Annotated in this window: 9 protein-coding genes; 4 read left to right on the top strand and 5 right to left on the bottom strand. The window is 72.4% G+C overall.

Annotation, left to right across the window (positions count from 1 at the left end; all coding sequences use genetic code 11):
- Nucleotides 1–121: 121 nt before the first annotated feature.
- Nucleotides 122–2,503, top strand: coding sequence for a hypothetical protein (locus ACZ6ZQ_RS37180; protein ID WP_469772958.1), 2,382 nt, complete (start codon nucleotides 122–124; stop codon nucleotides 2,501–2,503).
- Here ACZ6ZQ_RS37180 and ACZ6ZQ_RS37185 read toward each other — a convergent pair.
- The 4 genes from ACZ6ZQ_RS37185 to ACZ6ZQ_RS37200 form a co-directional block, all read right to left on the bottom strand.
- On the bottom strand, nucleotides 2,473–4,878 hold the full coding sequence (locus ACZ6ZQ_RS37185; RefSeq protein WP_469772959.1) for a right-handed parallel beta-helix repeat-containing protein: 2,406 nt from the start codon (nucleotides 4,876–4,878) through the stop codon (nucleotides 2,473–2,475). The genes ACZ6ZQ_RS37180 and ACZ6ZQ_RS37185 overlap by 31 nt on opposite strands.
- A 158-nt stretch (nucleotides 4,879–5,036) precedes the next feature.
- Nucleotides 5,037–5,636, bottom strand: coding sequence for an Rv1733c family protein (locus ACZ6ZQ_RS37190; RefSeq protein ID WP_469772960.1), 600 nt, complete (start codon nucleotides 5,634–5,636; stop codon nucleotides 5,037–5,039).
- 402 nt (nucleotides 5,637–6,038) lie between these two features.
- Complete coding sequence (locus tag ACZ6ZQ_RS37195) at nucleotides 6,039–6,863, bottom strand: MOSC domain-containing protein (protein ID WP_469772961.1); 825 nt, start codon at nucleotides 6,861–6,863, stop codon at nucleotides 6,039–6,041.
- A gap of 83 nt (nucleotides 6,864–6,946) precedes the next feature.
- On the bottom strand, nucleotides 6,947–7,396 hold the full coding sequence (locus tag ACZ6ZQ_RS37200) for a DUF6643 family protein (protein WP_469772962.1): 450 nt from the start codon (nucleotides 7,394–7,396) through the stop codon (nucleotides 6,947–6,949).
- A 251-nt stretch (nucleotides 7,397–7,647) separates the two neighbouring features.
- Between ACZ6ZQ_RS37200 and ACZ6ZQ_RS37205 the strand changes: the two genes are divergently transcribed.
- Nucleotides 7,648–8,925, top strand: a complete 1,278-nt coding sequence (locus tag ACZ6ZQ_RS37205) for a TerD family protein (protein WP_469772963.1) — start codon at nucleotides 7,648–7,650, stop codon at nucleotides 8,923–8,925.
- Nucleotides 8,926–8,938: 13 nt separating this feature from the next.
- On the opposite strand, the gene ACZ6ZQ_RS37210 is transcribed toward ACZ6ZQ_RS37205, so the two are convergent.
- Complete coding sequence (locus ACZ6ZQ_RS37210) at nucleotides 8,939–10,123, bottom strand: glycosyltransferase (RefSeq protein ID WP_469772964.1); 1,185 nt, start codon at nucleotides 10,121–10,123, stop codon at nucleotides 8,939–8,941.
- 58 nt (nucleotides 10,124–10,181) lie between these two features.
- Between ACZ6ZQ_RS37210 and ACZ6ZQ_RS37215 the strand changes: the two genes are divergently transcribed.
- Nucleotides 10,182–10,985: a glutamate racemase gene (locus ACZ6ZQ_RS37215; protein WP_469772965.1), complete on the top strand. Its 804-nt coding sequence runs from the start codon at nucleotides 10,182–10,184 to the stop codon at nucleotides 10,983–10,985.
- 134 nt (nucleotides 10,986–11,119) lie between these two features.
- Nucleotides 11,120–11,686, top strand: coding sequence for a hypothetical protein (locus ACZ6ZQ_RS37220; protein ID WP_469772966.1), 567 nt, complete (start codon nucleotides 11,120–11,122; stop codon nucleotides 11,684–11,686).
- Nucleotides 11,687–11,962: the final 276 nt, after the last annotated feature.

The raw sequence follows: 11,962 nt of genomic DNA on the forward strand, positions 1-11,962 counted from the left end.
CCTGCCACGGTCCGTTCGCACCGGGCGCGGGGAGATTCCGTGAGAGCCCTGCGGCAGCCGCCGTGATCCGGGATTCTGGTCCAGCGCCGTAGATCCTCCCACCAGAGAGCGAGTCACAGAAGTGTCCCCTGCCTCACCGGATCCGGCCCCGCAGAGCGGCGGCGGCGCCGCGCTGGAACTGTTGGTCCATGGCGTCGGCGGGGCCACCCCGCAGGACATGCTCGGCGACCCCCGTACGGTCCGGATCACCGGTGACGGAACCGCCGCCGTGTACCGGCGCAGCGACGACGCCGAAGCCGAGCAGCACCCCGAGCGCTACCAGGACGGACCGGTCCCGGAGGCCTACTGCTGGTCCAACCTCACCTCCGGCAACGGTGCAAGGGCGCTGTGGCTGCTGCTCCTGCCCTTCATGGTCGTCAACCTGGCCCACTGGATGCGGCCGACGACCAAGGCCCCGGCGAGGACGGTGCGCCTGTACGGGATGCTGGTCCGGCTCGTCGCGCTGAGCCTCACCGTCCTGCTCACCGCCACCGCCTGCGAGGTCGCCCTCGATCTCACGGCCTGGCAGTGCGCCGGCTCGGCACGCTGCTCGGCGGACAGTTCCTGGATCGGCTTCCTGTCCGCCGCGGGCGACGGCTGGTGGTCCCAGCCCGGCCGCCGTCTCTCCGTGGCGGCCCTTCTCCCGGCCGCGCTGGTGGGCCTGCTCTGGTACCTGTCCAACCGCACCTGGAACGCGTACGAGGCCCAGCGCCCGCCGAGCACCACGACGGACGAGCAGCCCGAGGCCGCTCACGCGACGCCGCAGCCGGACGAGGAGTCGGTCCGGCCCGCGCTCGGGCGGCCCGGGTTCTGGTACGGGCGGCGGCTCGTCGCGCGGCTGCGGGCCGCGCACACCGCCGCGGGCTTTCTCGTCATCGCGGCCGCCGTCGCCGGCGCGGCCGCGCGCCACGACCGCGGCGCGGACGTCCCGGCGCTCGAAGTCATGGGCTGGGCCCTGGAGTCGGTGCTCGCCGTCACGGGCGTCTTCGTCGTCGCGGTCGTCTTCCGCCGCGGACGCAGCGAGAACGTCCTCGACAACCGCGTCGACCGCGTCGTCGTCAGCTGGCTGCCCAGCGCCTCCCTCGTACTGCTCGCCCTGTCGATGCTGTATGCCTCGTGGTCGCGGTCCGGCTGGCGCTCCCACGGCACCCTCCCGGGCGACACCGCCTTCCGTGTCATCACCCTGGCCCAGGGGGCCCTCGTGGTCGCCCTCGCGATCGCCGCGCACGTCCTGTACCGCCGTGTCCGGCACGCGCGTACCGCGATGTACGGACTCGGCGGCCCGGCCGTCGCCCTGCTCGCCTGTGCGCTGGGGGGCGTCATGACCGGCGGAGTCGCCCAGTCCGTCGCCGACTGGCTGGACGGCCCCGGCACCCCCGGCACGGGGCAGGGACCGATCACCGGCCCCCCGGTGCTGCTCAGCTGGCAGTCGTCGGTCATCCCCGTCCTGCTGCTCCTGCTGCTCGTCCCGCTCGCGGTCCTCGGCGTACGGACCTGGCGCGCCGCGCGGTTCCTCGCCCGCCGGGTCGAGGAGGACTATCCGCAGGAGCGGCCCGACAGCGTCCGTACCCGCCGGATCGCCGGCACCCGGGCGCGGGCTGCACTGACCGACGCGGCCCCCACCGTCATCGGGATCATCTGCACGGCGACCCTGCTGCTCGGCGCGGGTGCGGTGGCCGGTGCCTGGGTGAGCGGCGAGGTGCCGGCCGAAGCCTTCGACCGGGCCCACCCGGCGGTGGAGGCCGCGGCGGACGTCGCCCAGACCCTCGGCTCCTGGCTGATCGGGCTCGGCTTCCTGCTCTTCGTCACCTGGGGCCGGCGCGCGTACCGGGACGCCTCGGCCCGCCGCACCATCGGCATTCTCTGGGACGTCGGTACGTTCTGGCCGCGCGCCGCCCACCCGTTCGCCCCGCCCTGCTACGCCGAGCGGGCCGTCCCCGACCTCACCTGGCGGATGGCGTCCTGGACCGCGGGCACCGGCGGACGGCTCGTCATCTCCGGTCACTCGCAGGGCAGTGTGCTGGCGGCCGCGGCGGTCTGGCAGCTTCCGGTCGCCACCCGCCGCCGGGTCGCCCTGCTCACGTACGGCTCACCGCTGGAGCGGCTCTACGGCCGCTGGTTCCCCGCCTACTTCGGGCCCGTCCCGCTGCGCGCACTCCACCAGGAGCTGCACTGCTGGCGCAATCTGTGGCGGCACACCGACCCGATCGGCGGTCCGGTGGGGCTCCCCGCCGAGGCCGGAAAGCCCCAGGTCGACCGGGACGCGCTCAAGGACCCCGTGGTGTACGGGCGTACGGACACGCATCCGCTGCCGGAGCCGGTCCTCGGACACTCCGACTACCAGGCCGATCCGGCCTTCGCGGAGGAGCGAGAGGAACTGCTCGACCGGCTGCCGCCTCCGCTGCCCCGCCAGCGGTCCGAAGCCGTCCGGACTCAGGGCAGTTCGGGCAGATCCTCCGGATAGAGCAGCGTCAGGTCGTCCGTGCTCGCCTCGGCGAGCACGGCGACCCGGCTCGCATGCCGCTCCACCATCGACTCGAACGTCTGGCGCGCGGTCCGGCCGTTGCCGAACGCGGGCCCCTTGGGCAGCGCCGTGAAGTACTTCCGCAGCGCCTCGGCCGTCCCCTCGCCCAGCCGGTACTCGTGCTCCTCGGCCTGCTGCTCCACGATCCGCAGCAGCTCGTCCGGCACGTAGTCGCTGAAGGTGATGGTCCGTGAGAAACGGGACGCCACACCGGGATTGACGGACAGGAACCGCTCCATCTCCGCCGTGTACCCGGCGACGATCACCACCACCGCGTCCCGGTGGTCCTCCATCAGCTTCACCAGGGTGTCGATGGCCTCGCGGCCGAAGTCCCGCCCCGAGTCCTCGGGGGAGAGGGCATACGCCTCGTCGATGAACAGCACCCCTCCGCGCGCCCGGTCGAACGCCTCCTGCGTACGGATGGCGGTGGAGCCGATGTGCTCGCCGACCAGGTCCACCCGGGAGACCTCCACGAGATGCCCGCGCTCCAGCACCCCGAGCGAGGCCAGGATCTCGCCGTACAGCCGGGCCACCGTCGTCTTTCCCGTACCGGGGGAGCCGGTGAAGACCAGATGCCGGCGGACCGACGCCGCCTTGAGACCCGCCTCCTGGCGCCGTCTGCCGACCTCGATCATGTTGGTGAGCGTACGGACCTCGCGCTTGACGCTCTCCAGGCCCACCAGCCCGTCCAGTTCACCGAGGACCGCGTCCGAAGTCCGCGTGGGGGGAACCGCGGGGCCGGGCACGGTGGCGGGCTCGCCGGCGCGCTGCCCGGGGATCATGGCGAGGAGCCCGGGCGACTGCGTGGCAGTGACCACCGCCGGGGTCTGCGCGGGCACGGCGCGCACAGCGCTCTCGTCGCTCGTGCACTCCTCCACGACGGTTCCGTCTCCGGGAAACTCGTAACCCCCGCGAGCGCATCGCTCGGTGCGGCAGCGCGTCAGCGTCGTACGGCAGCCGTCCATCACATGGAAGCCGTAGCCGCCGCTGCCCGTGACCCGGCAGCCGTGGAACGTGCCGCGGCCCTCGGCCGACACGTAGAAGCCGGCCTCCGCGGGCGATGTCACCGTGCACCGCTCGATCGTCGGGTCGGCGCCCTTGGTCACGATGACACCCGTCTGCACCCCGTCGACGGTGCAGTTGTTGAGTGTGCCCCCGCTGCCGTGGTCGCGGAACCAGGCGCCCGTGGACGCCTCCCGGATACGGCAGTCGTCGAGCTGGGCGGTGGCGCCGTCGCTGACCGACACCGCCGTGTTGCGCACCTGGGACAGATCGCTGTCGACCACGTCGGCGCGCGAACCGCGGTCGAGGACGAACAGGGCGTCCGGGACGTCGTGCACCCGGCAGGAGTCGAGAACGGCGGTCGCGCCGTCGCTGACCCAGACCGCCGGGTAGTCACCCGTGCTGTCGTGGATCTCGCACTGGTTGGCGTCCACGCGAGTGCCCGGATCCCATACCGACAGACCGTTGCGGCCGAACCGCCGCACGGTCGAGCGGGTGAGCGTGAGCACCGAACGGGACCGCAGATCCACCGCGTTCTCGGGAATGTCGTGGATGTCGCAGTCGGAGAGGGTGAGCACCGCGTCCGTGTCGAGCGTGATGCCGTCCGACGAGGTGCGGTGCACCTGCGAGTCCGTCAGATGCGCCGTCGCGCGCGAGGCGATCTGCACACCCGTGCCCTTGATCTCGTACACCTCGCAGCCGAGCGCCTCCAGCGCACTGGCCTCGCCGGTGACGCTCAGCCCGGAGCCCGAGGCATGGTGCACCCGGCAGCGCTCGAGACGCGGATGCGCCCCGCCGCGCACCGAAACCCCGGCCTGTCCCGCCGCGACGACCTCGCACTCCTCGAACACGCCGCCCGCGCCGTCCAGTACGGCGATGCCCACCCCGGCCGGATTGTCGACGATGCAGCGCCGCATGGTCGGTCGAGCCGCACCGCGCACCTCGATTCCCGCGGCCGAGCGGGTCACGATCCGGAGATCCGTGAGCTCCGGTGTGCCGTCCTCGACGAGCAGCGCGGGCGCCGCCGCGTCCTGCCCCTCGACATGCAGGTCCTGCACGGTCGCCGCGGCGCGCACCGTCAGCGGCACCCCCTCGGTCGGGGCGATCCGCACCGAGCCGACCGAGCCCTCGGGTCCGCGCAGCGTCACCGCGCGCTGCACCACGAGGTTCTCCCGGTAGGTCCCGGGCGCGACGGTGAGGATGTCACCGTCACCTGCGGCCTCCAGGGCTGCGGCGAGGGAGGCGTACTCGCCTGTGCGGCGCCGCCACCGCGATGTGCCGGTGTGCGTCACCTGGACCGTGCCCTGTGCCATGGTGCTGCTCTGCCCCCACCTCGTGCGTCGTTTGCGTGCTGTGCTGCGTGCTCTGCCGGTGATCTGCGCAGCGGTGTGCCGGCCGGGAGCGATGCCCGCCGCCCCCGCGGGACGGGGTCGCACCACCGTAGCGCGCGCGGCGAGCGGGAGTTGACCGGTCAGCTGCCCGTGCCCGTGAGGCCCCAGTCGGGACCGGCCTTTGCCCACGCACGGTCGAGCTGCGCGTACCGCCGGTGCATCAGCCGCCGTACGACCAGCCGTCTGGTTCCTTCGACGAGCCCCGCGGCCACGGCGGCCGCCCCGAGGCCCGCGATCACGGCGTGCGCCCGCGCGGTGTCCCGGTTCATGGGACGGCTGACGGCCTGCCCGCTGTCGTCCGTCCAGAGAAGGAACGTGTCGCCGGGATCGGAGGTGCGCGGGACGGTGGCGACCGTACCGCTGTGCCGGCTGCCGTCGGCGCCCGTCCACTCGGCGACCACCATCCGGCGTATCCGGTGCTCCATGGCCGCCTCCGGGTCGGCGGCGGAGCGCTGCGACGGCGTCGCGGCCCGCACCACACGGGCCGTCGTGCTGTGTCTCTCCTCGTGCTGGACGCGCACGGACCGCTCGAGGGCGCCGTCGGTCAGGCTGCCGCAGATCCAGCCGGTGGCCGGCACTCCCAGGGTCAGCAGCAGCACGGCGGCCAGCGCCACCCATGCCTCGACCAGATCGGTTGTGCGGCGCACGGGGTTGTGCCGCCAGCGCCAGAGTCCCGCCATCGCTCGCACCGTCCCGCACCCCCTTCTGCGCCCGTCATAGCCCCGTACGCAACGGCGTACGCGCGGATGGAACGAAGAGAGAGCCATCTCACCCGTGCTGGACGAGTAAGTCCTGTCTCCCGCCTGCTCCGCGCCGCCCGGCGCGCACTCCCGCGTAGCCCTTCGGGCACGGAAGTGCCCCCACGCTGCGTTGTCGGGATCGTCCAAGTACGCCCAGTACGAGGACGACCTCCCCCAACCTCCGGCCGGGGGTACCCCCACCGCCTTGCATCTGCACGCACCGGACGCCGCGAAGCCCGTCCTCCGGGCGGACGGCGGGAGACAGGACTTACTCGTCCAGGCCCGTGCCACTGTCCCAACGCGCGCGCCGACGCCCCGGGTTCCCGCCGGACGGGTGATCCCTCAGCCGAGGACGCGGACCGGATCCCCGACGCGGACGGTGCCCGTGTGCTCGGGCGCCACGTTCTGTCCGAAGACCAGCCGGTCCCCGAAGCGGCGGTGCCGCGCGAGGGTGCGCAGCGGCTCCTTGCCACGCTCCGCGGTCGTCTGGTCGGTGGTGGTGATGACACAGCGACCGCACGGCCTGGCCACCCGGAAGGTCACCTCCCCGACGGCGATGCGCTTCCACTCGTCCTCGGCCCACGGCGCCGTGCCGTCCACGACGAGATTGGGCCGGAAGCGGTTCATCGGCAGCGGACCCTCGTCGGGGTGGTCGCCCTGGGCGATGAGTGAGTTGAGCGCGTCGAGCGAGGCGACGGACGTGACGAGCAGGGGATAGCCGTCGGCGAAGGACACGGTCTCGCCCGGCAGCGCGTGTCCGGGATCGAGAGGACGCCGGTGCGCCGGATCGTCGAGATGCATCAGCCGGACCGGTGCGCCCAGGTACGCGCTGAACCATGCGTCGGAGGCGGCGCCGGCGGGCACCGCCTCCAGCTTCTCCCCGAAAAGCTCCACCGCGGTCGTGCCCACCGGCCCGGGCACCACGACGCTCAGCGGCGCCTGCCCGGGTGCGGACAGCCGGATGCCGGCGCCCCGCAGGGATGTGGCGGCTGCCAACGCCAGCCGCGGCTGCTGGCGTTGCGTGACCGCTCTGCCCATGGCGTCGACCAGCATCCACCGCCGGTCCCCGGCGAGCCCCCACGGTTCCACGACGGCCTCATCGACCGCGTAGCCCGCGACCGATTTGACCGGATGGATGTGGACGGAACGGAGCACTGCAGTGGCCATACGGCCATCCTGCCAGCCGCTCCGGACCTCCCGTCCGGTCACCTGAGGGCGACCCGTCGGACAGCCGGCGGGTCACCTCCCGGTCAGTACCCGCCGCCCTGGTAGGGGCGGTTGTACGGATCCTCGTACGGCGCCTGGGCGGGCACCGGGCGCGGCGCCGCGGGGCGCATCGCCTCGTACCCGGTCGCGACCGGGCGGGGCATGGGCTGCGGCTGGGCGCCCGGGTAGCCGCGCGGGCCGTTGGGCTGCTGGGGGATGTACGGCGCGGGCGCGTGCTGCAGCGGAACGGGCTGCGGCATCGGCTGCGGGTATCCGTACGAAGGCGTGGGGTGAGAAGGAGCCGCCGGGAGGGCGGGCAGGGCCGCGGGCAGCGCCGGCAGATAGCTGTGGCCGGTGTCGTACGCGGAAGGCACTCGGATCGGTGCGATCTGAGGCGTGCCCCGCTCAGCGACGAGGGAGTCGTAGATCGGGGTGTCGGGGAAAGACGGCGCGGAGTAGTAACCGCCACCGTAGGTGGAGCGGGGGGAGGTCATGGCACATAAGTTAAGCCCACGATGTGCTGGTTGGGGAGCCCGATAAGAGGGTTGTTTGACGTGTAACGAGTGAACACGTATCCCCAATGCGAGCGAACCTGGGAAAAACGGTCGCCGCGAGTCGTCTAGATCCTGTAAAGGGCAAGCTGAGAAGGGGTTACCCACGGGTCGCCCCGGGTCTTCCGGCTGTGCTCGGGCTAGGTTGGCGGCACACAGAACATGGGGTACGAGGACCCGCGATGGGGGCGAGGATGTCCATGCTCAAAGGAGCCAATGTTCCGGTACCCGCGCTGAACGTCCATGTCGAACTGGGCTGGCGTTCCGGTAACGGGGTGCCGGACGTCGACGCGTCGGCGCTGCTGCTCGACTCGGGATCGGGAAAGGTCCGCTCCGACGCGGACTTCGTCTTCTACAACCAGCCCGAGCACGCCTCGGGCGCGGTCCGCCACCAGGGCAAGCGCGCCGCCGGAGACGGGACGGCCGACCACCTCGTGGTCGATCTCGGGCGCGTCGAGCCCGCCATCGAGCGGATCGTGCTGGCCGCCTCGGCGGACGGCGGAAGCTTCGGACAGGTGCCGGGACTGTACGTACGGGTCCTGGACGCCGCCACGGGCACGGAGATCGCGCGCTACGAGAGCCAGGACGCGACGGTCGAGACGGCCTTCATCCTCGGCGAGCTCTACCGGCGCCAGGGAGCGTGGAAGTTCCGCGCCGTGGGACAGGGATACGGAACCGGCCTCCAGGGGCTCGCGACCGATTTCGGCATCACGGTCGACGAGCCCCAGCACGCCGCGCCCCCGGCACCGGCGGCACCGGTCGTCACCCCGGCGCCCGCAGCACCCGGGTTCGCCCCGGCGCCCGCGGCGCCGCCCGCACCGGCGAACGCTCCCGTGCGCCTCACCAAGGTCACGCTCACCAAGGAGTCGCCGACCGTCTCGCTCAGCAAGCAGGGCGGCACCTCCGGCGCCATGCGCGTCAATCTCAACTGGGAGGTGCGCAAGCAGTTCACGGGGTGGGGCGCCAAGCTCGGCCGGGCCGTCGCCATGCACAGCGACCTCGACCTCGACCTGTGCGCCCTCTACGAACTCACCGACGGCCGCAAGGGCGTCGTCCAGGCCCTCGGCAACGCCTACGGCTCGCTGCACCAGCCCCCGTACATCCATCTCGACGGCGACGACCGCACCGGGGCCTCGGCCACCGGCGAGAACCTCACCATCAACCTCGACCACAAGGACAAGCTCCGCCGCGTCGTCATCTTCGTCACCGTTTACGAAGGCGCCCGCAGCTTCGCCGACCTGCACGCCACCGTCACCCTCCAGCCGCAGCACGGCGCGCCGGTCGACTTCTCCCTCGACGACTGCACCGTGCCCTCCACCGTCTGTGCCCTCGCCCTCCTCACCAACGTGGGCGGCGACCTCGTGGTGCAGCGGGAGGCGCGCTACCTCGTACCCGAACGAGGCGTGAGCCCGCAGCGCACCATCGATTACGCCTATGGATGGGGAATGAACTGGACGCCGGGCAGGAAGTGACCTACGCCCGTCGTCAGCGTTCGGGTGCGGCTTCGGGACGGGCGTACGTACGCCCCTTCCAGGCCGCACCCCGCCCCCGGTAGTGCTGCACCGCCGAATCGACCGTCATCAGCAGATAGAGGAGCGCGGTGAACGGCAGTACCGGAGCGAGCCACAGCGTCTGCCGGTAGTAGCGCAGCATCGGGATGTACGTGCCGGCCATCACCGCCCACGCCAGGAACCCCGCCCAGCCGGCCACCCCGTCCCGGGAGGCGCCCGCGCCGCACAGTACGGAGAACACGGCGACGGGCGGCGCGAGGTAGACGACCGCGAGCCCCGCCACCGTCCCGGCGAGCAGCAGCGGATTGTGCCGCAGCTGGGCATACGCGCACCGGGACACCATCCGCCACAGATCCGCGAGCCGGGGATACGGACGGATGCTGTCCACCCGCTCGGCCAGCCCCAGCCAGACCCGCCCGCCGGCCCGCCGAACCGCCCGCGCCACCGCCACGTCGTCGATCACCGCCTGGCGCACCGACTCCGGGATCCCCGCCCGCTCGGCCATGTCCGTACGCAGCAGCACACAACCGCCCGCAGCGGCCGTCGCCCTCGCACGCTTCTTGTTGATCCAGCGGAACGGGTAGAGCTGCGCGAAGAAGTAGACGAAGGCGGGCACCACCAGCTGCTCCCAGCCCGTGGCCACCCGCAGCCGGGCCATCTGCGAGACCAGGTCGAGGCTGTTCGTCTTCGCAGCCGCGACCAGTTCGGACAGGCTGTCCGGCTCATGAGCGATATCGGCGTCGGTGAGCAGCAGATACTCGGGCCGGCGCTTGCGCGCGAGCGCGATGCCGTGCCGCAGCGCCCAGAGCTTGCCCGTCCAGCCCGCTTCCGGTTCGCCCGGTGAGGCCACGGTCAGCGGCAGCCCGTCGTACTGCTCCGACAGCTTGCGGGCGAGTTCGCCGGTGCCGTCCGTGCTGCCGTCGTCGATGAGGATCACCTCGGCCTCGCCCTGATACGACTGCCGCAGCAGCGACGGCAGGCTCTCCGGCAGCACACCGGCCTCGTCCCTGGCCGGTACGACGATCACGACGGACGGCCAGGTCCCCGGCGCCGTACGCCGGGGCAGCCGCTGATCCGTACGCCAGAAGAAGCCCTGCCCCAGCAGCAGCCACAGCCAGGCGGCCAGGGATCCCAAGGCGATCCACGCAATGGTGCTCATTCGCCGCAGTGTGCCCCACTACGCGGGGACCGCAAGAGCCGTCGGCTAGGGTAACCGGGTGAAGATCGCGCTCATGGACTCCGGAATCGGCCTCCTCGCGGCGGCCGCCGCGGTGCGTCGGCTGCGGCCGGACGCCGATCTGGTTCTCTCCTCCGACCCCGACGGGATGCCGTGGGGCCCGCGTACCCCCGACGACGTCACCGAGCACGCACTCGCCGTGGCCCGGGCAGCGGCCGCACACCGCCCCGACGCCCTGATCGTCGCCTGCAACACCGCCTCCGTGCACGCCCTGCCGGCGCTGCGCGCGGAGCTGGAGCCGGGGCTGCCCGTCATCGGTACCGTCCCCGCGATCAAGCCCGCTGCGGCGGGCGGCGGCCGGGTCGCCATCTGGGCCACCCCCGCCACCACCGGAAGCGCCTACCAGCGGGGGCTCATCCGGGACTTCGCCAACGGCGCCGACGTCACCGAGGTGCCGTGCCCCGGACTCGCCGACGCCGTCGAACAGGCCGACGAGGCTGCCATCGCCCGTGCTGTCGCGGCAGCGGCCGCACTCACTCCGATGGACGTACGTGCCCTCGTCCTTGGCTGCACCCACTACGAACTGGTCGCCGAACACATCCGTGCCGCCGTGAGCGCCGGCCGTTCCGACGCCCTGCCGCCGGTCGTCCTGCACGGCTCCGCCGGGGCCGTCGCCGCCCAGGCGCTGCGCCGGATCGACGCCGGTCCCGCGCCCGAGGCCACCCCGAGCAGCCTGCTGACGGTGCTGCTCAGCGGGCGTGAGTCGCAGCTTCCGGAGCGGGCGCTCGGGTACGCGGAAGGCGGGCTGCTGGGCGCGGTGCAGCCGGTCACGCCCGCGCACTGAGGAACGCGGCGGCGGGACCGGTCCCGAACCTCGCCCGGCCTGCGGTTCCGTGGATACGCCGGGGGTTTTGGGGTGGCTTTCCCGTTCTGTACGAACCGGTGCCCGCCGTGCGGAACGTGAGTACGCTGCGAAGCATGACGGACCACCCCCGTGACGAGGGGCAGGCCGCAGAGCGACTGCCCGCGATCTGGACCGGCCGTGCCACCAACCGCCTCCAGTGGGTGCTCGCGGCCGCAGGCGCGGCCTGTATGGCACTGGGCATCGAGCTGGCCGTCGATTCGCCGTGGACGTCGGGCATCGTCCCGCTGCTGATGTCGGTGATCGGCTGTGTCTCGGCCGGGCTGCTGATGCTCTTCGGGACGCTCGCCTTCGTGCATGTCGCGGTCAGGGTCGACCGCGATGCCATGGAGGTCCGCTGCGGCCATATGGGAGTACCCCGCAGGAGGATCCCGTTCTCGCAGGTCGTCGGGGCCGAATTCGCGCCGAGGGTCACCCCGCGTCACTGGGGTGGCTGGGGCTGTCGCTGGCGCCCGGAGAAGGGCACGGCCGTGATCGTCCGCCGCGGCGAGGGGATCGTCCTCACTCTCGGCGACGGCCGCACCTTCACGGTCACCGTGGACGATGCCGAGGCGGCGGTTCGGGTGATCCGGGACCTTCTGCGGCCGGGAGCATCGACGGGTACGACGACAGCCGAGGCCTGACGCGTCCGCGCCCGTGCCGGGTGGCGCCGGCACCGCGTGGTGCGTCGGCTGCGGACACCCCCTACTAGGTGCGTCGGCTGGGGACACCCGCCAGGTCCTGTCCGGGCGATCTTCGAGGAACAGGCCGTAGCTGTCGTCGCGAGCCCGAAGAGCTCGCCCGGACAGGGCCTAGTGGGGCGGACAGAAAAGTTTGCTTGTCGTGGGCCCCGCCCACCGAGTGGCGGGTGGCGGGGGGGAGGAAGAGAGGTGTGGGGGGGGAAGGGGTGTTTTGTCTTC

It is taken from the genome of Streptomyces sp. NPDC053673 (assembly GCF_055585225.1).